This window comes from Borrelia hermsii DAH (assembly GCF_023035675.1).
Classification (GTDB): Bacteria; Spirochaetota; Spirochaetia; order Borreliales; family Borreliaceae; genus Borrelia; species Borrelia hermsii.
The window spans coordinates 251,027-277,198 of record NZ_CP073136.1; the positions used below are offsets into that span (position 1 = coordinate 251,027).

The 26,172-nt window shown below is 29.1% G+C and carries 19 protein-coding genes and 1 tRNA gene; 12 read left to right on the forward strand and 8 right to left on the reverse strand.

Going from position 1 to position 26,172, the window contains the following annotated elements:
• Positions 1-27: 27 nt before the first annotated feature.
• Entirely contained in the window at positions 28-1,590 is a 1,563-nt protein-coding gene (locus bhDAH_RS01205; RefSeq protein ID WP_012422016.1) for a glycerol-3-phosphate dehydrogenase/oxidase, read from the forward strand.
• 89 nt (positions 1,591-1,679) lie between these two features.
• Here bhDAH_RS01205 and bhDAH_RS01210 read toward each other — a convergent pair whose 3' ends face one another.
• From bhDAH_RS01210 to bhDAH_RS01220, 3 genes are read right to left on the reverse strand one after another with little or no spacing between them, the layout of a single operon-like run.
• A complete protein-coding gene (locus tag bhDAH_RS01210; RefSeq protein ID WP_012422017.1) occupies positions 1,680-2,174 on the reverse strand; it encodes a YaaR family protein in 495 nt (164 codons plus the stop codon).
• Positions 2,164-2,715: a bactofilin family protein gene (locus bhDAH_RS01215; protein WP_012422018.1), complete on the reverse strand. Its 552-nt coding sequence runs from the start codon at positions 2,713-2,715 to the stop codon at positions 2,164-2,166. The genes bhDAH_RS01210 and bhDAH_RS01215 overlap by 11 nt, the downstream gene beginning before the upstream one ends.
• Positions 2,716-3,741 (reverse strand): M23 family metallopeptidase, encoded by a 1,026-nt coding sequence (locus bhDAH_RS01220; RefSeq protein WP_043924410.1) that lies wholly within the window; start codon positions 3,739-3,741, stop codon positions 2,716-2,718.
• A 229-nt stretch (positions 3,742-3,970) separates the two neighbouring features.
• Between bhDAH_RS01220 and rdgB the strand changes: the two genes are divergently transcribed.
• The 7 genes from rdgB (at position 3,971) to bhDAH_RS01255 (ending at position 12,876) form a co-directional block, all read left to right on the forward strand.
• Positions 3,971-4,570: an RdgB/HAM1 family non-canonical purine NTP pyrophosphatase gene (gene rdgB, locus bhDAH_RS01225; protein WP_012422020.1), complete on the forward strand. Its 600-nt coding sequence runs from the start codon at positions 3,971-3,973 to the stop codon at positions 4,568-4,570.
• A 137-nt stretch (positions 4,571-4,707) separates the two neighbouring features.
• Positions 4,708-6,477 carry an oligoendopeptidase F gene (gene pepF, locus bhDAH_RS01230; protein WP_012422021.1) on the forward strand — a complete coding sequence of 590 codons (1,770 nt, stop codon included), beginning with the start codon at positions 4,708-4,710 and terminating at the stop codon, positions 6,475-6,477.
• A 14-nt stretch (positions 6,478-6,491) separates the two neighbouring features.
• Positions 6,492-7,196 carry a phosphatidylcholine synthase gene (pcsA, locus tag bhDAH_RS01235; protein ID WP_012422022.1) on the forward strand — a complete coding sequence of 235 codons (705 nt, stop codon included), beginning with the start codon at positions 6,492-6,494 and terminating at the stop codon, positions 7,194-7,196.
• Between the two features lie 9 nt (positions 7,197-7,205).
• Positions 7,206-7,814, forward strand: a complete 609-nt coding sequence (locus tag bhDAH_RS01240; RefSeq protein ID WP_012422023.1) for a DedA family protein — start codon at positions 7,206-7,208, stop codon at positions 7,812-7,814.
• A gap of 18 nt (positions 7,815-7,832) precedes the next feature.
• Positions 7,833-7,917: transfer RNA gene (locus bhDAH_RS01245), tRNA-Leu, on the forward strand.
• Between the two features lie 134 nt (positions 7,918-8,051).
• Positions 8,052-10,580 carry a leucine--tRNA ligase gene (gene leuS, locus bhDAH_RS01250; RefSeq protein WP_012422024.1) on the forward strand — a complete coding sequence of 843 codons (2,529 nt, stop codon included), beginning with the start codon at positions 8,052-8,054 and terminating at the stop codon, positions 10,578-10,580.
• Positions 10,581-10,590: 10 nt separating this feature from the next.
• Positions 10,591-12,876 (forward strand): efflux RND transporter permease subunit, encoded by a 2,286-nt coding sequence (locus bhDAH_RS01255; RefSeq protein ID WP_012422025.1) that lies wholly within the window; start codon positions 10,591-10,593, stop codon positions 12,874-12,876.
• A gap of 66 nt (positions 12,877-12,942) precedes the next feature.
• Here the strand turns inward: bhDAH_RS01255 and lon are convergent, their stop codons facing one another.
• Positions 12,943-15,390 (reverse strand): endopeptidase La, encoded by a 2,448-nt coding sequence (gene lon, locus bhDAH_RS01260; protein ID WP_012422026.1) that lies wholly within the window; start codon positions 15,388-15,390, stop codon positions 12,943-12,945.
• A 68-nt stretch (positions 15,391-15,458) separates the two neighbouring features.
• Between lon and bhDAH_RS01265 the strand changes: the two genes are divergently transcribed.
• The 4 genes from bhDAH_RS01265 to rpsU are packed head-to-tail and all read left to right on the forward strand — an operon-like array spanning position 15,459 to position 19,448.
• Positions 15,459-16,145, forward strand: coding sequence for a hypothetical protein (locus bhDAH_RS01265; protein WP_012422027.1), 687 nt, complete (start codon positions 15,459-15,461; stop codon positions 16,143-16,145).
• Positions 16,146-16,167: 22 nt separating this feature from the next.
• Complete coding sequence (gene recJ / locus bhDAH_RS01270) at positions 16,168-18,282, forward strand: single-stranded-DNA-specific exonuclease RecJ (RefSeq protein WP_012422028.1); 2,115 nt, start codon at positions 16,168-16,170, stop codon at positions 18,280-18,282.
• Positions 18,282-19,220: a M23 family metallopeptidase gene (locus bhDAH_RS01275; RefSeq protein ID WP_012422029.1), complete on the forward strand. Its 939-nt coding sequence runs from the start codon at positions 18,282-18,284 to the stop codon at positions 19,218-19,220. Before recJ ends, bhDAH_RS01275 begins: the two co-directional genes overlap by 1 nt.
• An 18-nt stretch (positions 19,221-19,238) precedes the next feature.
• The gene (gene rpsU, locus bhDAH_RS01280) at positions 19,239-19,448 is read left to right on the forward strand and encodes a 30S ribosomal protein S21 (RefSeq protein WP_012422030.1); all 210 of its coding nucleotides are present in this window, start codon (positions 19,239-19,241) and stop codon (positions 19,446-19,448) included.
• A gap of 38 nt (positions 19,449-19,486) precedes the next feature.
• Here rpsU and bhDAH_RS01285 read toward each other — a convergent pair whose 3' ends face one another.
• From bhDAH_RS01285 to bhDAH_RS01300, 4 genes are read right to left on the reverse strand one after another with little or no spacing between them, the layout of a single operon-like run.
• On the reverse strand, positions 19,487-21,829 hold the full coding sequence (locus bhDAH_RS01285; protein ID WP_012422031.1) for a DNA translocase FtsK: 2,343 nt from the start codon (positions 21,827-21,829) through the stop codon (positions 19,487-19,489).
• A 12-nt stretch (positions 21,830-21,841) separates the two neighbouring features.
• Positions 21,842-22,636: an undecaprenyl-diphosphate phosphatase gene (locus tag bhDAH_RS01290; protein WP_012422032.1), complete on the reverse strand. Its 795-nt coding sequence runs from the start codon at positions 22,634-22,636 to the stop codon at positions 21,842-21,844.
• A 15-nt stretch (positions 22,637-22,651) separates the two neighbouring features.
• A complete protein-coding gene (locus tag bhDAH_RS01295) occupies positions 22,652-24,781 on the reverse strand; it encodes a flagellar assembly lytic transglycosylase (protein ID WP_172792908.1) in 2,130 nt (709 codons plus the stop codon).
• A complete protein-coding gene (locus tag bhDAH_RS01300) occupies positions 24,774-25,961 on the reverse strand; it encodes a hypothetical protein (protein WP_226285580.1) in 1,188 nt (395 codons plus the stop codon). The genes bhDAH_RS01295 and bhDAH_RS01300 overlap by 8 nt, the downstream gene beginning before the upstream one ends.
• Positions 25,962-26,172 lie beyond the last annotated feature (211 nt).

Genomic DNA, 26,172 nt, shown 5'->3' on the forward strand with positions numbered 1-26,172 from the left:
CCTTAATAAGGAGAATATTTAACTCTTATGAGTAAAAATGGAAAAGAAGAATTAAAAAACATTGATAATCAAGCTTTTGATTTAATCATAGTTGGCGGAGGAGCAACTGGTCTTAGTATTGGAATAGATTCAATTACAAGAGGATACAAAACTTTACTCATTGACAAATTTGACTATGCAAAAGGCACCTCCTCTAGATCAACTAAGTTAATACATGGAGGAGTAAGATATTTAGCCCAATTTAATTTATCTTTAGTAAAAGAGGCCCTACATGAGAAAGCGTTATTTGAAAAAAATGCACCTCACCTAGTTAGTAAACGTGCATTTATTACCCCCATATACAACCTCTTAAGCATACCCTACTACTATTTTGGACTAAGTTGGTACCATAACCTTCTTGGAAAGTACAAAAAGTCTAAATATAAAACAAAGCTACTATCAAAATCCAAAACAATAGAGAAAATGCCAAATATCAAAACCAAAGGCCTTAAATGTTCTGTTTTATACTATGACAATTCATTTGATGATGCTAGGATGGCGATAAGCATGCTTAGAACTTTTACTGAAAAAGGGGGGATTGCGTTTAATTATACGGAACTTACAGGTTTTACTAAAAGAAACGGCAAAATATCTGGTGCTATTATTAAAGATACTATTAATGGTGAACAAGTCATTATTAATAGTAAATGCATAATAAATGCAACAGGAATATTCGCAGACGAGCTCAGAAAATTAGATGATACTAATGCAACTAATATTATAAAACCTTCCCAAGGAACACATTTAATAATTAAAAAAGACAAACTACGTACCAAGTACGCAATGCTTATGCCTACGACAAGCGATAAGAGAGTCTTATTTTCTATACCTTGGTATGATGGTATTATTTGCGGAAGTACAGATATTTCAATAGATAAAATTGAGGAAGAACCCAAAAGACTAGAGAGCGAAATTGAATTCATAATAAAAAATATGAATAATTACTTAGATATTAAAATAACAAAAAATGATATTCTAAGTGTTTACACAGGAATTAGACCCTTAATAATAGATCCCAAGAAAGAACAAAATACCTCAAAAATATCAAGAAACGAGAAAATATTTGTATCAGACTCAAATCTCATTACAATTGCTGGAGGGAAATATACTACTTGCAGAAAGATGGCTGAAAAAGTTATACAAAAAGCAATAGACGCAAAATTAATACCTGATTCAATTCCCAAAACAGAAAATTTAAAGCTGCACGGGTATATAGAAAGGGAAGAAGCACTTAAAATCCCTGAACACTTTAGAGTTTATGGGAGTGATTTTAAATATCTAAGTCAAATGAAAGACTTTAATAACAAGATTCACACCGATTTGCCATTAACTGAAGCTCAAATAACTTTTGCCATTGAATTTGAACAAGCAAAAACTATTGAAGACATTTTATCAAGAAGAACAAGATCTCTACTTCTCAATGCAAAAGCCACAATTGAAGCTACACCAAAGGTAGCTGAGATTATGATGCACAAACTTGGCAAATCTGAAAAATGGAAGAACGAACAAATAAAAAGCTTTAAAGAAGTAGCAACAAAATATTTAGCTTAATAAATGGGGGGTAATAAATCCTCCTTATTTTTATAGTATTAAGTGGATTAAATCTATTATTGCATAGAAAGATAAACACAAACTTGGTCTCACCTAAGCAAATTTACAAGCAATCCTTGAATTTCCTCAAGGCTACTTAAAAGCTTAATCTGAGAAACTTGATTCTGCAAAACAGAATAAGCAAGTTTATCAAGCTTTTCATTAATAATTCTAATAATGCGATATTTAGGTCTCCTTAGCTCTCCATTATTACCTCCCTTTTGTTCTTTAAGAGAGATAGAAAATGATAAAATAATAGATAAAAATTCTCCTATAGTTTTTTTATAAAAAATTACATTCTGACGAGAGGGTTCACTTAATAATTTTTCACCGACATCATTAATCTTATCTAACATATCTTTAACTAAGTCAATATTAAATTCACCATTTTCAAGAACAATAAAATGTTTATCTTCCCTTACAAGTTCAGATTTAAATATCGCAGAAAAAATATTTGTTCTATTGGCATTAGTCTTTTTCTTGGCAGCCTTATAGTCCTTTGAATCAAGATTTAAAGCTCCTGCAACTAAATTATTAATCTTCATCTATCTTGCTCATATCATTAAATAAGTACTTATTATTCTCATCTATGCGATCATCCTTCACTGCTTCGTCGCATTTCATTCCCTTATTCACTTCAATTAAAATATCTTCATCAACCTTATAAGAATCTGTATAAATCAACACATCTTTTTTAGAAAAACTAAGACTTCCAATACCAATATTCATATACCCATCAATAATTGCGCCTTCTTCAACTTCAATTGACTTACATGAAATATTGCCAATAATGCATCCTGACTGAAAAACCTTAATTTTATTGCTAGCATGCACATTTCCAAGAACTATTCCAGAAACAACAACCTCATTTGCATTAATATTTGACTTAATTCGTCCCGTCTCACCAATTATAACCCTTTTGGTAGAATTAATAGTACCTAAAAAATCACCATCAATCCGAATAAAATTATTTGAAATTAGTTCTCCTTTAAAAAAATCACCTTTCCCAACAATTGTTTTTACCTCAGCAAAAAGTAAAGATGATGAAATTTTCTTATCCCTTTTAATACTCAATAGATTTAACATTTACCTTGAAGCCCCCGTTGCCAAATTTAAATACATATCAGGATTTACAACTTGAGATCCTATGCGAACCTCATAGTGAAGATGTGGACCTGTTGAATATCCTGTTTGACCAAGAAACCCAATCACTTGCCCCTTTCTAACATAAGAACCCTTGGAGATGTTTAAGCGAGACATATGCGCATAAAGAGTCGAAAGGCCATATTTATGCTTAATTTGCACAAAGTTGCCATAACCTGTTACCTGATAACTAGCTCTAACGACTTCACCATCAGCAGCTGCCACAATAGCCGTTCCAATTCTCACTCCTGCAAGATCTATACCTTTATGAATATACCATTGTCTGGTAAAAGGCTCAACAGCTGGACCAAAATGCAAAGAAACAACACCGTCTCCTTTAATAACAGGCCAAAGCGAAGGGATATCATTTAATAATTTATTTTGAGAATGAATTAATTTAACTATACTCTTAAGGGGAGAAATTGATCCTTCTATTGTATTCTTAACATTTTTAAGATCATTTAATTCTTTAAGTGAATTGGCTTCCAACATCTGCAAATCAAGAAAATCCGCAAGATCTCCATCCAATTTATCCCGATTTAAATTAATATTACTCTCCTTTATTTTTAAGGAGGTGCTAAGTTCATTTAAAACCTTAGAAAAATTACTAGCAACAGAATTAATTTCTACAACCGTATTCCTAAAATCCTCAATCTCAGATTCAGCAAGTGCATAACTTTTTTCAGTAGATTTAACAATAGATTTAAGAGTAACATAATTAACAGCAAGCAAAACAAATCCTATGAAAATCAAAATAAAAAATACAAAAAATAAAAATAGAGTTAAGAAAGAAATCTTTATATTCCTAACATTCCCTTTAACATGAGGAATAATCATAAAGCTAACATTTTGCCTGAAAAAAGAGTAAATATTACTTAAAAATTTAAGAAAGGAACTAAAAATCGCAAAAAAGATCTTATCTACTTTTTTTAAAAGCGATAGTATTTTAAATCCTCTTCTGTCTCTCATCATAAACCCCTCACCACACATTAACTAATCAACAGAGGTATTAAATATTAAAACCTATTTAAAAGCAGCCATAAGTGTTGATTTAATGATTTTACTATTTAATACCAAATAAAACCAAATTTTAACATCTATTTTCTATATAATCATTATCTACATTAAGTCATAATTAATCTCTACAAATGCAATAGAAATATCAAAAATACACATAAATGATTTATTATTATATACAATGAAAACATTATTCTTTGCAACTACTAATATAAATAAAATAAACGAAGTAAAACAAATTTTAGATATACCCAACATAAAAATAGAAATTCCTAAAAATTTTGATGTAAAAGAGACGGGTAAAACTTTTAAAGAAAATTCCTTAATAAAAGCAAAAGCTTTATTTGAATCTTTAGGTAGAAAACACCCTGTTTTTAGTGAAGATTCTGGATTATGCATAGAGGCTTTAAATCTGGAACCTGGAATTTATTCTAAAAGATATGATCAATATAAATTAGGAAAGAAACTAGGCACTAAGGAAAAAAATCATTTTATTATAGACTTAATGAAAGATAAGGAAAATAGGGCGGCCTATTTCATATGTATAGTTAGTCATATCGCCAAAGATGGGACAATAACAAATTTCGAAGGCATATTCAACGGAACAATTGCTTTGGACATTGATTGTTGTAAAAAAAATGGATTTGGATATGACCCAATATTTTTAACTACAAACAATAAAAGACTAAGTGAATTAAATCTCGAAGAAAAAAATAAAATATCCCATAGAGGCATAGCATTTACTAAATTTAAAAAATTTTTAATGCAATCTTTAGATTAATACTAGAAAACCGAATTTAAAGAGACATCATAAATCAAGTTTTCAATTCAATTGTAAAATTGCACGTAAAGATTTAAAATAATTATTATTCATAATAATAATAATTAGTGTCATATTAAATTCAAGGAGAAAGTTTAGTGATAGAGAGAAGCAAAATCAATGAAAATGACAAGTGGGACTTATCTTCTCTGTTTAAAAACAATGAAGAATATAGAGAAACGGTCAAAAAAATAAAATTAAAACTTCAAGACTTCAAAAAATATGAAAAACTAGAATTTGATCTAAACATTTTTAAGCAAGCATTAAATGATTACTATGAAATTGAAGAAGAGCTTGAGAGAACAGTATATTACACACACATTCAACTAGAAACAGATGTAAGCAATCAAACCTCAAACGAACTTCGCACAATTAATGTTAATTTAGAAACAGAAGCATCAAATGCCACTTCATTTTTTATTCCAAAAATTTTAAAAACAGATACAAAACAAGTAAGAGAATGGCTTAAGGACATAGAACTTAAAGATAAAAAAATAGCTATTGAAAAAATCTTAAGAGAAAAAGAACATATCTTAAGCGAAGATGAAGAGAAAATACTAGCAAACTATACATCTCTTTATTCATCTTATAATGATATATTCTCTGTATTAACAAATGCTGACATGGATTTTGGAGAAATTGATGGTAAGTCATTAAGTAACGCCACTTACAATCTATTTCTTCAAAATGAAAATCAAGAAATACGAAGAAAAGCTTTCTTAAAATTTTATCAAGAATATAAAAAACATGAAAATACATTAGCCAACACCTTAATTGCCGATATGAATAAAAATAAATTTTTGGCAAAAACAAGAAAATTTGAAGATACTATTTCAATGAAACTTTTCCAAAACAATATTGATAAGAAGGTTTACACAAACTTAATTGAAACGGTTAACGAAAATTTATCTGTACTTCATGAATATTACGAATTTAGGAAAAGCATACTTAACCAAGAATATCTTAATCACTATGATGTTTATGTTCCTTTAACAAAAGACATTAAATTCAAAAATTCTTTTAAAGAAGCTTGTGATCAAATTTTAAAATCACTAGAAATACTAGGAAATGAATATACTGAAGTACTCAGAAAAGGACTCTTAGAAGAACGTTGGGTTGACAAATATGAAAATAAAGGCAAAAGAGCAGGGGCTTTTAGTGCAGGATCATACAATGGAAAACCTTATATACTAATGAATTACAAAGATGAATCAATAAGAGATATGTTCACCCTGGCTCATGAGGCAGGACACTCCATGCATTCCTACTTTAGTATCAAGAATAATCCATTTCCGCAATATCAATATTCTATTTTTGAAGCAGAAATAGCATCCACAGTAAATGAGCAAATACTTGCAGAATATTTACTAAAGAATGAAAATGATATCGAAAAAATAAAATACATTAAACTAAACCAAATCGATGACTTACTTGCGACATTTTTCAGGCAAACAATGTTTGCCGAATTTGAATATATCATTCATGGCATGATCAATAAAGATCAGCCAGTGGTAAAAGAAACAATCAAGACAACCTATTTAAATTTACTCAAAAAATATTTTGGCCCAAGTCTTAAGTTTGATGAAAACAGTTCACTAGAATGTCTTAGAGTTCCTCATTTCTACTCGCCATTTTACGTATATCAATACGCAACAGGAATCACAGCTGCTCTTTTAATATATAAAAACATAAAAGATAATAAAAAAGATGCCACTAAAGATTACATAGAATTTTTAAAAACAGGGGGCTCAAAATATCCCTTGGAATCTTTAAAAGTTACTGGTGTCGACTTAAGTTTAAAATCAACAATAAAAAATACAATTAACATCTTTAAAGAACGTCTTGAGGATGTAAAAAAACTATTTTAATAAAGGAGTAAACCTTGGGGAAATTAAATCTTATTTTAGCCTGGTCAGTGCATATTTTAACAGCTTCCGGACTAATAATTGGTCTTTACTCAATAATCTCCATAATGAACACAGATTATAATCTCTTATTAAAGCTCACAATCCTTGGACTTTTAATTGATGGAATTGATGGCACACTGGCAAGAAAATTAAAGATAAAAGAAGTAATACCAACAATAAATGGAGAACTCCTTGATAATATTGTAGACTATATAAACTATACATTTATTCCCACAATATTTTTTTATTGTGGGAATTTCATAAAAGATGAATATAAAACAATAACTTGTATTGGAATTTTATTGGCATCAGCATATCAATTTTCAAGATTAGATGCAAAAACTAGTGATGATTACTTTAGAGGTTTTCCATCTTTATGGAATTTTCTAATAATCTTTAACATAATATTTAAATTAAACCAAACCACAAATCTTAGCATAATATTATTATGTATCGCATTCAGTTTTGCACCAATTAAATTCATCTATCCTTCAAAAACAAAAGAACTTAAATATATAACACTTCCTGCAACAGTAATAACCGCCCTATCAGTAATACTTATAACATTTGCAAGACTGCCAGAGACCTATTTAAAGATAGGCAAAACACTAATAATTCTTTACTGTTTATACCTAATTCTAATGAGCACATATTTAACTTACAAGACAAGAAAAAAATAACGAGGCATTATGCATATCATACTAGAATTTATAGATCTCAATATAAACTATTCGCCAATTGTATTTTTTGGACTACTTATCCTTGCAGGTTTTAACATTCCAATTTCTGAAGATGCAATAGTGATAATGGGAGGCATACTTTCTAGTCGAAAAAATGAGTATACAATCTTAATATTCCTAGGAATTTTCTGGGGCGCCTATATTGGAGATGTAATTTCATTTTATATAGGTAGATTCTTAGCTAATAAATTACTTAAACAAAAAACACAAACAAATAAACTAATCGATAAGATGAATTACTACTATAAACGCTATGGAAATTTAACTTTATTATTTGGAAGATTTATCCCATTTGGAGTTAGAAACGCAATATTTATATCAGCAGGAATGGGAAACATGCGTATTAGCAACTTTCTTATAACTGACTTTTTTGCAGCCATGATATCAATTACAACTTACTTCACATTAAGTTTTAAAATAGGTGAATCGTTTAAAATAATATTTCCCAAAATCAGGCTAATATTACTAATAACACTTATCATAATCACAATACTAATTTTAATAAGTTACATTATAAGAAAGAAAAAAATTCAAAAAGTTGACAAACTTTTTGAATAGCAAATATAATGTATATGCGCTGTGGTGGTGGAAGTGGTATACACGCTAGCTTGAGGGGCTAGTGGGCGGTAAGCCCATGCTGGTTCAAGTCCAGTCCACAGCATACTTTAAGGTAAAATTTAACATTACAAAATGTTAAGTTAATAACAATATAAATATTAATTTACTTTTCAATGAAGTAACTATGAATATAAAAATGCTATTATAAACCTTAAACAATTATTTGCTGAGGGACAGATGTCTGAATATAATTTCACTAAGATAGAAAAAAAATGGCAGGATTATTGGGATAAACACAAAACATACAAAGTTAATGAAGATCCAAATATTCCTAAAGAAAAACGAATTTACATTCTTGATATGTTTCCCTACCCTTCAGCTAATGGACTCCATGTTGGGCATCCTGAAGGTTATACAGCAACTGACATATTAACAAGATATAAACTCTTAAATGGATTTAATGTACTTCACCCAATAGGATTTGATAGTTTTGGATTGCCTGCAGAAAATTACGCAATACAAACAGGAGAGCATCCAAAAAAAATAACAGAAAAAAATATTAAAAAATTTAAAGAACAAATTAAAGCATTAGGATTTGCCTATGATTGGGATAGAGAAATCAGAACCCACGATGAAAATTACTACAAATGGACACAATGGATTTTCCTAAAATTATATAAAAAAGGTTTAGCTTACACAAAAGAAATGCCCGTATGGTACTGCCCTGACCTTGGAACAGTACTCTCAAATGAAGAAGTGATACAAACACCTGATGGACCTAGATCTGAGCGGGGATTTCACAAAGTAAAAAGAAAACCTTTAAGACAATGGATACTCAAAATCACAGAATATGCAGAAAGACTAATTAAAGATCTCGAAGAGATAGATTGGCCTGAATCTGTTAAAGAAATGCAAAAAAATTGGATTGGAAAGTCAACAGGCGCCGAGATCGAATTTTCAGTAAAGGCAAGTAAAGAAAAGATAAAAGTGTTTACAACAAGACCAGACACAATTTTTGGAGTAACATATTTAGTGCTTGCACCAGAGCATAGCATAGTAGATAAAATTACAAAAGATGAATTTAAACCTATGATCGTAGAGTATAGAGAAAGAGAAACTCTTAAAAGCGATCTTGAAAGAACTTCTCTTGAAAAAGATAAAACGGGAGTATTTACAGGCGCATATGCTATTAATCCAATAACTGGAGAAGAAATACCAATCTGGATAGGCAGCTATATACTTGGAACCTACGGCACTGGAGCTGTAATGAGTGTCCCAGCACATGATGCTAGAGATTTTGAATTTGCAAAAAAATATAATCTACCAATCAAACAAGTAGTCTCTCAAACAGGAAACAATGAAATACTAACACAACCATTTACTGAAAATGGCATTTCAATTAATACCCCTGAAGAATTTAATAATCTTAAAACTGATGAAATCAAAGAAAGAGTAATTAAATGGCTTACTGAAAACAAGAAGGGTCAAAAAAAGGTTAATTATAAACTTAGAGATTGGATTTTTTCAAGACAAAGATATTGGGGAGAACCCATTCCTATTATACTTGATGATGATTTAAATGAAATACCACTAGAAGAAGATGAATTACCTCTAAGGCTTCCAGAAATAGAAAATTATAAACCATCAGGTACAGGCGAATCTCCTCTATCAAGAATCCAAGATTGGGTCAATATTAAACGTAATGGAAAAACATATAAAAGAGAAACGAACACAATGCCTCAATGGGCAGGTTCCTGCTGGTATTACATACGTTACCTTGATCCAAATAATGACAATGAATTTGCAAGTAAAGAAAAAATTAATTACTGGATGCCAGTTGATCTTTATATTGGAGGTGCTGAGCACTCGGTATTACACTTACTATATGCAAGATTTTGGCATAAAGTTCTTTATGATTTAGGATATGTCAATACAAAAGAACCCTTTAAAAAACTAATAAATCAGGGAATGATAACATCATTTGCATATCAAGACGAAAATGGTATTTTAATTCCCAATGACGAGGTTGAAAAGAAAGATAATAAGTTTTTTTCCAAAAAAAATAATAAGGAACTCAAACAAATAGTTGCAAAAATGTCAAAATCACTCAAAAATATAATAAATCCAGACGATATTATTAAAGAATACGGTGCAGATTCAATGAGAATCTACGAAATGTTCATGGGCCCTTTAACTGATTCAAAACCTTGGAATACACAAGGACTAATTGGAATTTTTAGATTCTTAAACAAAATATGGACTATTAAGAACAAAGAACTAACAAAAGAATCAGCATCAAAAGAAATAATATCTGAACTTCACAAAACAATCAAAAAAGTAACAGAAGACATAGAAAATTTAAATTTTAATACTGCAATTTCATCATTGATGATATTTATAAATGAACTTTTAAAACATGATAAAAATTACTTAGAAATCTTCAAGCCTCTAACCATTATCCTTTCACCATTTGCGCCTCATCTAGGAGAAGAATTATGGGAATATATGGGAGAAACCCCCAGCATATTCAAAAGTGCAAAGTGGCCAGAATACGATCCAAATCTAATTATTGATAATACAAGAGAGATTGTACTGCAAATTAATGGCAAAATAAAAGATAAAATTATCTTAAACAAAGGCACAAATGAGGAAGCTCTTAAAAGTATTGCACTTAAAAATCACAAAATCATGCAAAATATACAAAATAAACAAATAATAAAGATCATTACGGTCAAAGATAAGCTTATAAATATAGTAACAAGATAACGAGGCAAAAATGGATTTGGAAACCTTAAGCATTAAATACAGAGTTTTTATATTAATAATATTCACATTAATAACAATTTTTTTAGGATTTTTCTTAAAAAACATAGAATTCGATTCAAACATTTTAAAACTTCTCCCAAAGAGCGAAAAAAATGAAGAAACAATAGACATAGACAACAACAATTCGCTCTTATCAACAATAGTAATGTTTAAAGATAAAAAAAATATTTTTAATAAAGAAACTTTTGGAAAAATTAATAAAGTAGCAAATGATATAGCCAAGATACTAAAAGTAAAACCCAACTCTGTTACAAGTATATTCACTTACTTTCCACAATTCAAAAAAGATGTATACACAGATGAAGATATGATTGAAATAAGAAATAAAGTCAATTCAACATCATTTATAAAAAAAATATTCATCAATGATGATGAAACCTTAATATACTTTATAGTAATATCAACAGCAGATGACAAAGCAAACTTTAGCCGAAATTTAAAGAGTGAACTTGAAGCAATGGAAGCTACAATTAAAAGTTATGAAACTGATGATCTTAAACTTTACTTAACAGGAGATCTTGTAATAAGGGAAAAAATACTTAATTACATGGCTGATGACTTTAAATTATTAGGTCCGTTTGCTACTCTTGTAGTAATCCTATCACTCTATCTTATTGTAAAAAATATACTAGGAGCAATAATCCCTGTACTAATTGCAATATTTGCACTAACTTGGACTTTTGGAATTAAAAGCCTTGTTATGTCTCCAATTACTGTTCCAGAAACCACAATGATAGTTCTCCTTATTTCGATTGGATGTGCTAATGGTGTACATATAATAAATGGAATATTAAAGAGAATAAAAAATGAACCTTACACTGAAAAAACAATAATAACTACAATTAAAACCCTCAGAACACCAATAATTTTAACTTCTCTTACAACAGCTTTCGGGTTTTTATCATTAATAACCTCATCAATTCAAGCATACAGAACAATGGGAATTTTTATGTCAATAGGAGTCATTATTGCAATGCTTATGTCCCTATTAGTACTGCCTGGAATACTAGTTAAAATACCATTTAAACATAAAAATAACGATAATAAAAACGCAAAAAATGCTTTCCTTGAAAAACTTTCTCTAATAAACCAAACAGTTACAAAATGGATATTAAATAACAAATATCTCTCATCTACTATGACTCTAATTATTTTATTAAGCTCAATTGTAGGTCTTTTCAACATAGAAATTAACTTTGACGAAAAAGATTATTTTAAAGAAAATACAAGCGTCAAGCAAACACTTAATTTAATGCAAAGAGAAATAGGGGGAACGTCTATTATCAAAATTGAAATTAATGGTACTCCTGGTGAATTCAAAAATGAAAAAAATATGAAAAATTTGGATTTAATTACAGATGAGCTTGACAAATTTACTGATAAAACACAATCCAGTTCAATAAACGGCGTCATAAGACTTATGAATTTTAAATTCAAAAAAGAAAATCCAAAAGAATATAGACTGCCTGAGAATCAAGCCGTCTTAAACAAACTAATACTCTTAATCAGTAGAAGCAATTCTATTAAGAACATGACCAAGATGTATATTAATGATGATTGGTCTCAGATATCAATAATCATAAGAACTGATCAAAATTCAACTGAAGAAATTAAAAATTTTGCCAACTATGCAAGTAATTTGATTGAAAAATATATGCCAGGACATAAATATCAATTTTCAGGGGCTCATGACAAAATATTAATAGCTAAAACCATGGTGACAGAACAAATTACAAATATTATTACAACACTAAGTGCAATAACAATATTGCTAATGTTATTCTTCAAATCCATGAAAATAGGAATAATAATTGTGATTCCAGTGGCATGGTCAGTATTTTTAAATTTTGCAGTAATGAAGCTTTTCGGAATAACACTAAATCCCGCAACAGCAACAATTGCATCAGTTAGTATGGGTATAGGAGTAGACTACTCCATTCATTTCTTTAATGCATTCATATTAAATTATCAAACAACTAAGGATTACAAAAAGGCTTTAATTGAATCAATTCCTGATGTGTTTAATGGAATATTTGCAAATTCAATATCAGTAGGGATAGGATTCTTAACATTAATATTTTCTACTTATAAAATAATTGCAACACTTGGCGCAATCATAGCCTTTACAATGTTAACAACATCTCTTGCATCATTAACACTGCTTCCATTACTAATTTACCTATTTAAACCCACAATTAAAATACGAAAGATAATAAAGGCAAAAATTACAGAATGAAATATGAAATAATAATATGATCAAAAAATAGTCAAACCTAAGATAAAATCTAAAAACCTTTAGATTTTAAAATAATAATTTAATAACTTCTCTCATATTATCTACAAGATGAAAATTTATGCCACTCTTGATGTTAATAGGAATGTCATCAAGATCCACTTTATTTGATTTAGGAATAATAATATGCCCAACCCCACTTCGTTTAGCAGCAATTATTTTTGCTCTCAATCCCCCAATAGCCATTACATTGCCTGTTAATGATAACTCTCCAGTCATAGCCAAATGAGGTCTTACCGTTTTATTAAGAGCTAGAGATATAAAAGCACTAGCAATAGTAATCCCAGCTGAAGGTCCATCTTTTGGTGTAGCTCCTTCTGGAATATGCAAATGAATCATATATTTTTCAAAAAAAGACTTGTTTACCTTAAGCTCATTACTAATACTGTTCACATAAGTAAACGCGATATTTGCAGATTCCTTCATAACATCTCCAAGTCTACCTGTCAACTTAATACCAGGGGACTTAGACTCAGTTTTTACAGTTTCAATTACCAAAGTCGACCCACCATAATTAGTCCACGCAAGACCCATTACCATACCTGGTGACATGACTTTATGCAAAAATTCTTCTTTTCTAAATACAGGAATACCAATATATTCTTCCAAATTTTCCTTAGAAATTTGATATGCCTTAACAGACTTATCTTCAATAAGTTTTCTTGCAATTTTGCGAACAATTTGCTTTAAATACTTCTCAAAATTCCTAAGTCCATTATCTCTGGCATATTCCCTAGCGATTTGAACAAGAGCTGAGCCTTGAAATTTTAAAGAATCCTTATTAACACCATTTTCCTTTAAGACCTTTGGTATTAAATATTTTCTTGCTATCTCTATTTTCTCATCATCAACATATCCTGAAAGCTGAATTACTTCCATTCTATTTAATAAAGGTGTAGGTATTGTCTCAAGAGAATTAGCTGTCAAAATAAAAAACACATTAGAAATATCAAAAGGCAAATCAAGATAATGATCTCTAAAATTAATATTCTGCTCGGGATCTAAAACCTCAAGGAGAGCTGAGAATGGATCTCCATAATTAGATGCTGAAACCTTATCAATTTCGTCTATTAAAAAAACGGGAGAGTTTGTCTTTGTAATTCTTAGTCCTTGAATAATTTTTCCAGGCAATGCTCCAACATAAGTTCTTCTATGTCCCTTAATTTCTGATTCATCCCTCATGCCACCCACAGAAAACCTAAAAAATTTAGTTTTAAGAACCTCAGCAACAGCTGTTCCTATTGAAGTTTTACCAACCCCAGGAGGTCCAACTAAAAGCATAATAGCTCCTTTTTGAGATTTTCTTAATTTAAGAACAGAAATATATTCAATAATTCTATCTTTAACTTCTCTCATGCCATAATGCGTTTTATCTAAAATCTTTTCTGCCCTTTGCAAATTAAACCCATCAAAATTAACTTTTGATTCTCCCCAAGGAAGGTTTGTAATAAGTTCAAGGTAATTTCTAACCACAATATATTCAGATGAATGTTTTTCAAGAAATGAAAATTTTTCAAGTTCCCTCTCCACTGCTTCTAAAGCCTCTCCCTTTAATGCTAAAGCATTAATTTTGCCTTTAAGTTTTAAAAATTCACTACTCTTTTCATCACCAACACCAAGTTCAGCCTTAATAGCTTTAAGTTGTTCCTTTAAAAAGAATTCTTTTTGTTGTTTTTCTAACTTTTCCTGAATACCTTTAGCAATTTTATTTTGAATCTCAATTAAATTTAATTCTTCATAAATCAACTCCAAGACCTTTTTAAGCCTATCCTTAACGCTTAAAGTCTCAAGCACTTCCTGATGAGCATCTTTTGAAGATGCGATCATTCCTGCAACAACATCACACAATCTACCCTTATCTTCAATGTTCACCATGTTTAACTGAAATTCGGGCATCTTTCTATGTGAGAATATTTCTTTGGTTCTAAGCAAAATGCTGCTATAAATTGCCTTTGACTGAACATCATCCTTTTTAATCGGAATCTGCTTTAAATAATCAACTTCAATTATCGGAAAATCTTCATTAAGAACAACCTTAACAAACCTAACTCTATCAATAGTTGAAACAAAAATATTATATCCACCATCAGGAAGATTAATTTTTTTCACTATTTTAGCAGTAATACCAACGGAATAAATATCCTTCTTATGATTGATAATCAATTTATCATTCTTACTGCCTGCCTTTTCTAAAAATTTATCACGCAATACAAATAAGGAGATAATACCATTGCCTTTAATCACATAATCAACAGCCTTCATATCAATATCAGAGACTATAACAATTGGAATAAACATACCTGGAAATACAGGATGCGATGGCACTGCAATTAAAGGCACTCTCACGGGTTTGTCAAAATGCGGTAAAATGCCTCCAGATTTTTTCGAACGCTTCTTTCCCTTAGAAACAGTATCTTTTACTTCCTCCATAGAATATTCAATCTCCTTACGCTTCATTATAACAAAAGAAAATTTTTATGAGAATTCATTTAATAATGAATTTTTTTATTATACAATAATGTATAATGCGGTTTAATAAAGTCAATGCAATCATAACAAATCTATATCACAAAAAAAATTATTCCCTATTAAACCTATTTCATCCAAAAGGAATCATTCACACAATAATTTATAATTCTACTATAAAAAAATTTAAATCCAACATCAATAACTTAGTAAGAGCCAACTTCGAAATAGTAAAAGAAAATAATTTATGCAAAATCATAGAAGTCAATGATGAAAAATTTATTATTCAAGATTTAATCCACGAAAAATTAACAATCATTCATCTTTGGGTCAAGCTTATTAATTTAAGCTTTGATGATGGGGAATGCTTTAAGCTATTTACCGAAGCTACAGAGGCACTAAACATATCAAGCTTAGAAAAAGCACATTTAATTGACTTGCAATACAAGATAAGATTTCTAATAATAAAAGGATTTTTATACTTATCAAAGTTATGTTTTAAATGTAATAAACAAATAGATAAGTATTATTACTATGATATCCATATTAACGGATTTAATTGTATAAACTGCACCAATAATAAAAATAACTACATTAACACAGGAAGTTTTAAATACTTAGAATATACAACTCAAAAGAACATAAATGCAACATTAAATATAAATTTAACTAGTAAGTCAAAAGAACTTATTAAAGTTATGATCAAAAATAAGATCAATACAGAATTTGAACAAACATTACTCTAAATAAAGCAAACTGGAATAAAACATGAAAATTTGGAAAAAAAAAGAAATTGATATCCCAAAAGAAAATGTAGTCAATATCGCAAAAAAATATAACATTAGCCTTCTTGAAGCAACACTACTACTTAGAAGAGAAATTAAAGAAGAAGATTTTCTATTTTTTATTGAAAGTAGTGTAAATTTAATGCACAATCCATTTTTATTAAAAAACATAGACAAATTCACTTATAGAATGAATGAAGCTATTGCGGAGAAGGAAAATGTATTAATATTTGGAGATAAGGATGCTGACGGTATCACAGCTACAATCATAATGTATGAAACTCTTAAAGATTTTGGAATAAATGTAACCTATAAGATACCCTCCAATGGGGAATTTTACGGTCTTACAAAAGAGATCATTGATAAGGCATTTGAAGATAAAATCTCAATAATAATTACTGTTGATTGTGGAATTTCCAATATTGAAGAAGCAAACTATGCAAGATCAAAAAACATAGAAGTAATAATTACAGATCATCATCTTCCAAACAAAGAAATTGACATAGAAAATATCATTATTGATCCTCATTTAAAAGGAGATCCCTCTCCATTTAAAGAAATAGCTGGATGTTACGTAAGTTTTAAAGCATGTCTTGCATTATACCTATCCACTACCAATCTTTATAATAAAAACATGGTATTTTTATTTCTAGAAAGATTAAATAATAACATTACACTTCATGCAATAGAAATAAACAACTACATGTTTAAAAAGTACATCGCCCTCGAAAGCAATAATGACTTGCAAATCAATATTAATAAGCTAGAAGAATTCTCAAAAAGTAAATACGTAATTGTATTTAATAAAAATGAACAAAATCAACTCCTAAATGAGTTCTTTAATTATAAAATAGATATCGAAACAATTGATATTAGTGAAAATTTTGTAAAAAAATATCCTAAATTTGCCAAAAAAACACTAAAAGAACTAATGCAAATTACCAAATATTGTAAATATAGAAAAACTGATACTAAAGAAAAACTATATTACGTATTTTACAACATAATATTTGAAGTAAATAAAGATTTACTAAAAAACTGTCTTAAAAGACTTAAATTTGTCGCAATAGGAACCATTGCTGATAATATGCCAATTATTAATGAAAATCGAATAGTTGTAAAAGAAGGACTTAAAGAAATCGCACTAAGAGAAAACATATCCATTAATTACCTATTAAAAGAAGTTAATATACTAACAAAACCAATCATCACTTCAACAGATATTGCATTTAAAGTCGCTCCAATATTAAATTCAACAGGCAGACTTGAGAAAGCAGATATTACAATTCAATTTTTATTAGCCGAAGATACTAATCAGATAGAAAATAAGTTTAAAGAAATCAAAAACATAAATACTTTAAGAAAACGCAAGGAAGAAGCATCTTGGATTGCACATGATGAGAATACCATTTTCAAAAATGATAAATTCATAGTATGTTACGACAAACAAACTCCAAAAGGAATTAGTTCTCGAATGGCAACAAGACTTTCCGCTTATTATCAAAAAGTTGCCGTTTTCCTAACAAAACAAGAAAATATCATTAAAGGCTCCATAAGATCAAACAATAAAGTAAATTCAAAAGAATTAATTTCAATGATACCAAGTCATTTAATAATAAATTCTGGGGGACACAAAGCTGCTGCTGGATTTACACTCTATGAGGCTGTATTAAATGAATTCATAAAAGAACTTGAAAACGCTCTTGACAAAATAGAATACAAAGAAATACATGAAGATTCAATACTAATCGATGCAATTATACCTAAAGACTTCAATAAGAGAGAACTTTTAAAAATAATAGACTTATTTGAACCTTACGGACATGGTTTTAGAGAATTTATTCTAATGATGGAAGATATATACATTCAAGATCTAAGAACAATTGACAAAAATGGAACTTCAAAACATATAAGCATGAAAATCAAAAATAATAAAGATTATTATAGGGCTATTTACTTTAATGGCACTCAAAAAATCCAAGAACTTGGTATTAAAGATGGCCAAAATATAGACATAATATTCACAGTTGGTGAAGACCTTTACAATCAAAACGACAAAATTTTAAAAATTATTGATATCAAAAAGAGAAAAAATTAGTGCTTAATATTAAAAGCCTTTTATTTATATTGATAACAGGATTATTTAAGATAAATGCAGTAAATAATGATATCATAAAAATTTACTATAAAAAAGAAGCTTTTCAGGGAGAAAATATCTACTTTGCAAGCACCAAAAATTTCAAAAAATTGTCTCTTTTAGGTACAAATCAAAAACCTATTTTAAGTGCTTCCCCTTTCAAATTCAACGTAGGAAAAAGAGAATATCATATAGCCATAATAGGAGTCACACCAATGATCAAAGAAGGAAAAAAGAAAATCAAAATAGAATTTGCAAATAAAGAATACATAAAGGAAATAGAGATAAAAAAATTTGCATTTAAAAAAACAACAGTCAAACTTAACAAAACAAAATCCAAACTTATTAAAAGTCAACAATCACCTAAAGCAAAAGAACAAGCTCTCACGTTATGGAACATAATTGGCAATATAGGAGATACAACAATTTACCACTACGATACATTGGTTCATCCAATAAAAGATCAATATAAAATAACTAGTCCTTATGGGGACCAAAGAATTTATATGCAAGACAATAAAAAAATATCAAACCATAAAATGCATAATGGAAAAGATTATGCTCCACTTAAAAGAGAAAAAACACCTATTTTCGCAGCTGGTAGAGGGAAAGTAGTATTTGCAAGAAATAGAGAAATTACTGGTAAGACCGTAATTATCCAACATTTACCAGGGGTATTTACAATTTATTTACATCTCTCAAAATTTGGAGTTAAAGAGCACAAAATAGTAAATACAGGAGAATATATTGGTCATGTTGGCAACACAGGAATTTCAACAGGACCCCACCTACATTTCGAAGTCAGAATCAATGGCGTTGCAGTAAATCCAGATTTTTTCTTAGAACAAATGCTTATTGACAAAAATCAAATAATCAATAACACTAAAAGGATAGAGTAAAAATAAGGAGGTGATTTTTTGGTAACTGTCAATGTTGACAAAAATGAAGGACTAGAAAAAGCATTAAAACGTTTCAAACGAATGATTGAAAAAGAAGCAATAATTAGAGAATGGAAAAGAAGAGAATATTACGAAAAACCATCCACCATTCGCGTCAAAAAAGAAAAAGCATTCAAAAGAAAACAAGCAAAAAAAGTAAGAAAGCTAAAACAAAAAATCGGAAAATAATAAAATAGGGATATTCATATTGAATGTCCTTTTTAATATTAAATAAAAACATCTCGGGGTTTTGAACCATTTACAGGACCTATATATCCCATTTCTTCCATTAGCTCAATAATCCGTGCAGCCCTATTATATCCTATCTTTAATCGTCTTTGCAGATAAGACGCAGATGCTTTTTTAGTAGAGCGAACAATTTCAATAGCTTCCTCAAACATGGGCTCATCTGAAGGATTTAAAACCACAGTATCAGCTGCAACAGCACTATCAATAAATATCTCATCATCAATATAATTCGGGGTACCAAATTTTTTGACTTCCCCAACTAATCTGTAAACTTCTTTTTCATTCAAAAATCCACCTTGAATTCTTTGGGGAAAAGGTGTAGTAGGGCTAACATAAAGCATATCTCCTTTTCCTAAAAGTTTCTCAGCACCTGATGCCCCAAGAATTATCCTTGAATCCATAGAACTAGCAACCATAAAAGAAATCCTTGAGGGAAAATTAGCCTTTATTACTCCCGTAATAACATCAACTGATGGCCTTTGAGTAGCAAGAACTAAATGCATTCCAACGGCTCTAGCCATAGCCGCAAGCCTAGAAATCAAATTTTCTAAATCTTTTCTTGCAGAAAGGATCAAATCTGCGAATTCATCAATAATGATTACCAAATAAGGTAATGGCGCTTCATTTAACCCCTCTTCCAGTATTTTTTTATTATAAGCATTAATATCTCTAACAAGAAAATTATCAAGAAGAACATATCTTCTCTCCATCTCATCAAGACACCAACGAAGGGCTTCCAAGGCTCTATTTACATCAGTAATAACTGGGGTTAACAAATGTGGAATATCATTAAAAAGCTTAAGCTCAACCACTTTGGGATCTATTAATACAAGTTTGACATCATCTGGTGATTTTGAAAAAATAATTGAAGCAATTAGTGAATTCACACAAACCGACTTCCCAGCACCAGTAGCACCTGCTATTAAAAGATGGGGAGCGGTAATAAGGTCAAAAACAACATTACTGCCATTAATTTCTTTACCAAGCGCAAAAGGTACCTTAAAATCATTTTGAAATTCTTTACTATTTATTATTTCTGAGATCAAAATAAATTTTCGTCTTTTATTAGGAATTTCAATCCCAACAGCTTCTTTACCAGGTATTGGCGCAATAATCCTAACCCGAACTGCTGCAAGTCTTAAGGCTATATTATCAGATATAGAAGTTATTCTTGAAAGCTTAATACCTTTATCAGGACGAACAGCATACATTGTAACAACAGGTCCTTTAATAACATCAATAAGCTTGGCATTAATATTAAATTCTCTAAAAGTTTCTTGTAAAATCATCGATTGCCTTTGAATTTCTTTCTCATATTCAATATCTTCAGCTTCACTTGTAGGTTCTCTTTGATCAAAAACAGAAATATCTATTAAATACTTACCAATATCCTTATCTACTAATAAGTCTCCACCATTACTCTTGGCAATATTATTTATTATTCCTTTATGTCTTATATCACTAGCCTTAATTTTCCCACCAGATACTAACTTATTATCCTCAAATTCTGTTAACACTTTATACTTAGAATCATCTTCAATATTTAAATCACACTGAGACTCTTTAAAAGATTGCTCTTCTGATAATTTTTCATCTCTCACCTTTGACTTACCAAAAATAGTTTTATCTAAATCAACATCTAAAGGCTTATTGGGCTTTCTCAAAAAGGCTTTAAAAGACCATAAAGCCTGATACTCTTCATCATTAATAATATTATCTTCCCGATCAGAAGTCTTATTTGTATCTAAATTACCATCACAATCTTTATAAACTTTAATATTTTTTTTAATTTTTAGAGTACTTAAAAACGGAAAACAGGCAAACACACTTTCAAACAAGATTTTAAATTTAAATACTATAAAATGGAAAGTATTTAAAATAAAGCTAGTATCTTTAAAAAAGACATAGTTTAAGTAAATCCAAACAATAAGTTCCAAAACTAAGATAAGAAAAACAAAAAAATTACCAAGCATAATCCCAAAATTACTTAAAAACCAATTAATAAAATTAGAACCCTCAAGCTTAGAATTAATTTTTAACCAAAATGTTAAAGTAAAAAATAAAATAACCGTATAATTCCAATTAAATATAAATCTCTTGCTAAGCATATTGGTGCGATAAACATACCAATTTACAAGCGGATAAAGTATCAGATAAAATGACAAAAAAGAAAAAGTATTTAGAAGCATATGACCTATGAGATTAAAAACAAAAAATATGAATATATTTCCTACAGGAGTTAATGCCACAAAAAGCGAGAATGATATAACACCCAACATAAAAAAAAATAAAAACTGAAAATAATGATAAAAATTTTTCATACTCTATTAAAATCAAAAAAGGAAATAAACTAAGCTTACAAGTATAATTAAATAAACCGAAAAATAATAAAGTTTACTATCTTGAAGCATTTTAACAAATAAACTAATTGAAAATAATCCAACCAGAAAAGCAATAATTGCCCCCAGATTTATCTCAAAAATACTAAAAAGCATATCTGATTCAAATAACTCCTTATACTTTAAAAGTAAACTTCCAAAAACAATAGGAATCAAAGATAAAAATGAAATCTCAAATGACTCTGACCTGCTAAACCCAAGCAAAACTGAAGCAAAAATTGTAATTCCTGAACGAGAAATACCCGGCATAGCTCCAATTCCCTGCATAGTCCCAATCAAACACCCCGCAAGCAAGATATTCCTTTTCAAATCAAAAATTACAATCCTAGATTCAAGTAAAAACAATAAAATACTTGTCACAATAAAATTAATTAAAACCAAATTAAGAGTAAATAATCCCTTAAACATTTCTATAAAAATTCCAATAAATGCTGTAATAATAGTGATTATTAATATGAGTAATATTAATCTTAATTTGGCAAAATCACATTCAGTAGTTTTTCCTAAAACAAATTTTACTAAGACTGCCACAAGTTCTAATATACGCCTGCAATAATAAATCATTACAACTAAAACAGTTGCAAGGTGCAAATAAATATCAAATACTATTGGGAGATCAATATGCATAAACTTTTTTAAAAGCAATAAATGCCCTGAACTAGATATGGGCAAAAATTCAGCAATTCCTTGAATAAAGCCTAAAATCACAACTCTTAAAACATTTTCCATCTAGTTATCAACAACCTAAAAACTCTTGGGAAATTTACCCATAATATACTCTATGATAAAATCCATTCCCCTATTCTCATATAAAGCATCATACAACACGCAGTAAACCAATATTTTCTTAATATAATTCCTAGTTTGCCCAAAAGGAATTGCTTCAATAAAAAGCTCCTTGGGTAAATGTCCATAATCCTTCTCCCATTTTCGCACATTTCCAATTCCACCATTATAAGATGCAAGAGCTTTATATACCTCTCCTAGCATTTTTATCCTTTTATTTAAATAATAAGTTCCTATAATAACATTATCTTTTGGTTGTTTCAAATCATAATCATAATATTTAATCTCTCTAGAAACATCAATTGATGTTAAAGGCATAATTTGCATAAGTCCAATAGCACCAGGTTTAGATACAGCATCTCTTTTAAAACTACTCTCAGCCTTTATTAAAGAAAACACAAGACTAGACTCAAGTCCTCTCCTCTTTGACCAATACTTAATTAAAGCACTATACAAATACGGATAGATACGCTTATAATCATCTCTACTTAAAGCCGAATTCTCCTGTCTTACAAGATAATTAATAGCAAGTGTAGATTCATAATAATACTCATGCTTCACAAGTTCATCATAAAGATTACGATAAAAATTAGGAGAAAATCTATAACCATTCTTAAAATCATTAGCAACAAAAGCACTAACATAAGAATGCAAATTAAATTTCAAAAACCCCTCTAAAAAACTTTCATAATCAGAATGATCATACTGAATATCTAAAGCATTTTCAAAATAATCATTAATATTTTGATCCAATAAATATTTGCTCATAAATGAGGAATAAGAGGTCCGATTATACTTAATAGAAGAATATAAAAGTTCACTGTACTCATCTCTTGATTTAGGAGAAATCAATTTATGATATATAAGCCTTGCATTAATAAAGGAAAGTCTAGATAAAACAGAACCATCAATTACATCTTTACCATTACGATAGAGTGCATATAAATTATCATAATCCTCAAGTTGCACAGCTTCTAAGATATACCGATCTAATGCCCTAATAAAACCAAGATCGCTCTTATCTTTGCTTGTATAAAATCTAGCTATGTTTTCTGAAAAATAATTTCTTGTATTTTCAAGAAATACTAAATTGCTAAAAATTTCATTAAGCATTTCTAATCTATAAGGTTCATTTTCAAGAGAAGTATTTTCTAAATATTTAACTATGGTAAGAAAACCTACGTCCTTTTTTAATCTTAAATTTATAAGCCCTAAATAATAATCCTTATAAATACTATTTAAATTACTAAAAAAAGATAATGCCTTGCTAATATAACCTGAATCCAGAAAAGCCTTATAAACATCATTTAAAAATACAAAGTTATCATAATATTTCTTAAAATCATCATTTAATATATTGATTGCACCTTTTAAATCTCCATTAGCTACCAAAGCTTTAAATTTAATAAGATTTAAAAAACTTGGATTTAAAAGACTGGATCTCTCTTCAAGAACAAGATAATCATGAGCCCTTACATGTAAATATTCTGCTGGAAGCTCTTCAAATAATTTCCTGAAATACACCAATGATGAATTAATATCAGAAGCGTTAAAATAAAGAACCGCCTTAAATAAAAGGTTTTCATTCTCTTGAGACTGTACAAAATCCATCTTTTCCAGTTTATTTAAAACTAAAAGAGCCTCATCATTCTTTTTTTGCCAATAAAGACTTTTAAAATATCCTAATATAATAAATTTATTATTATCATATCTTTTGTAAAGCTTACGCCCAATAAGTTCAGCCTCAGGGTATTCCCTTCTAGCATTATAATATTCAAGAAGCTTAACACCAGCAAATTGAGATGCAATATCATTACTACTCTTTATTGCCTTATGCATATATTCTCTAAACTTTTCATCATATCCTATTTTTTTAAAAAGATAGGCAACATACACATAAGAATTTGAATCTATGCCAAAATAGTCATCGAAACTTTGTCCCAAATAGTCAAAATTCCATAACCAACTCAGATGATTTAAATCAAAATCATTCACATTCCTTTTAACTATATTGTTACTTAAAGATTCTTTTCCAAAAGAACAAGAAAATAAACTTAACAAGAACAAACAAACAATTTGCTTAAACATAATTATTTTTTTCACATTTAGTAATTTTTTCTTCCTTATAAAAAGAATAATAAGAAATTGCAAAATTTCTAGGATTTAATACTTTAGAAAAAATCAAAAATAATGAAAAGAATATCAAAAGAAATAAAGAAATAAGACTTAAATAAAGCATAGAAGTTTGAATAAGGCCTTCTTCTGAATCCACATCTAATCGACTCTCTTCAAAATCTGTAGCAAAATTTTCATCACTCAAATCCAAAACAACATCACTAAATTCGCTCTCATTCAATTCCTTATCAATATCTGTAATAATATCGTCAATATTCCAATCATCAGAATAAGACTCTTGCGAAGCATTAACATTAATATCACCAAAATTAGTGTTATCATCTTCAACTAATTTCACATTATTAGTATCAAAACTATCAGAAACAACACTCGCATCACTAATATCAACAGGAATATTATTTAAATCGGAAACATCTTGACTAACAGTATCCTTATCACTAAGGACATGCTCAATTCCATTCCCTTCGTCAATATTATTCTCAAACTTATCCTTTGTAAGCTCAAAATCAAAATTCTCTAAATTAAGATTAGACTCAGAATTTAAATTTTCACTTACCAATATATCATTATCTAAACTTAAAGAATCTGATAACAAATTTAAATTATTCTCATTACTGGAAAGCTTCTCGTTTGTAAACAAAGACTGGGGATCAAATAAACTATCAACATTATCTAAGCCAACATCTAGAGAGCCATCTTGTTCAACAACACTTCCAAATTCTTCGGCGAATCCCTCTTCATGCTTTGCCTCACTAAACCTAATGGGCAAATCATTCGACTTAGCATCCTCCAAACTAATTTCTCCTGAGCCTACAGCAAGATTAATCAAGCTTAAATCAAACTTAGATTTATTTGTAATGCCATCACACTCACCATAAACATAAAGCATCATAGAATCTATTTTAAAATAAACATTTATATTAGAACTCTCTTTTCTAAGATTATCTAAGAAAAAAGACCCAATAATAACAGGATTAGAAAAATCTTCATACTTACTAATATAAAGATCCAATTTCACATTAGTTTCATCTGCAAGCTTACCCAATACTACTCTCTTAACAGTAGTATCATCCAAACTTAAAATCGAAAAATATTCATCATTAGAAAGCCTTATGGCTAAAAAACCTTTCAAGAATTCCAACCTTTTTGTTCTTTTGCAAAAACAAATTCATATATTCATATATAATTAACTATAACAATAATATAATATAATTAATATTATATTCAACTTGTAAGTAAGCTTTTAGGTAAAAGAAAAAATACCCAAAGGCTATGCATTACTTGTTTTATATGATATTACTAAATATGATTTTTTAGGAGAAGTTAGGGTGTTACCATTATTT

Coding starts and splice junctions, on each gene's coding strand:
- bhDAH_RS01205 (WP_012422016.1), top strand. CDS start 28: ATGAGTAAAAATGGAAAAGAAGAATTAAAAAACATTGATAATCAAGCT.
- bhDAH_RS01265 (WP_012422027.1), top strand. CDS start 15,459: ATGCGGTTTAATAAAGTCAATGCAATCATAACAAATCTATATCACAAA.
- bhDAH_RS01220 (WP_043924410.1), bottom strand. CDS start 3,741: ATGAGAGACAGAAGAGGATTTAAAATACTATCGCTTTTAAAAAAAGTA.
- bhDAH_RS01285 (WP_012422031.1), bottom strand. CDS start 21,829: ATGAAAAATTTTTATCATTATTTTCAGTTTTTATTTTTTTTTATGTTG.
- bhDAH_RS01295 (WP_172792908.1), bottom strand. CDS start 24,781: ATGTTTAAGCAAATTGTTTGTTTGTTCTTGTTAAGTTTATTTTCTTGT.
- bhDAH_RS01210 (WP_012422017.1), bottom strand. CDS start 2,174: ATGAAGATTAATAATTTAGTTGCAGGAGCTTTAAATCTTGATTCAAAG.
- lon (WP_012422026.1), bottom strand. CDS start 15,390: ATGAAGCGTAAGGAGATTGAATATTCTATGGAGGAAGTAAAAGATACT.
- rdgB (WP_012422020.1), top strand. CDS start 3,971: ATGAAAACATTATTCTTTGCAACTACTAATATAAATAAAATAAACGAA.
- bhDAH_RS01240 (WP_012422023.1), top strand. CDS start 7,206: ATGCATATCATACTAGAATTTATAGATCTCAATATAAACTATTCGCCA.
- leuS (WP_012422024.1), top strand. CDS start 8,052: ATGTCTGAATATAATTTCACTAAGATAGAAAAAAAATGGCAGGATTAT.
- recJ (WP_012422028.1), top strand. CDS start 16,168: ATGAAAATTTGGAAAAAAAAAGAAATTGATATCCCAAAAGAAAATGTA.
- bhDAH_RS01215 (WP_012422018.1), bottom strand. CDS start 2,715: ATGTTAAATCTATTGAGTATTAAAAGGGATAAGAAAATTTCATCATCT.
- bhDAH_RS01255 (WP_012422025.1), top strand. CDS start 10,591: ATGGATTTGGAAACCTTAAGCATTAAATACAGAGTTTTTATATTAATA.
- bhDAH_RS01290 (WP_012422032.1), bottom strand. CDS start 22,636: ATGGAAAATGTTTTAAGAGTTGTGATTTTAGGCTTTATTCAAGGAATT.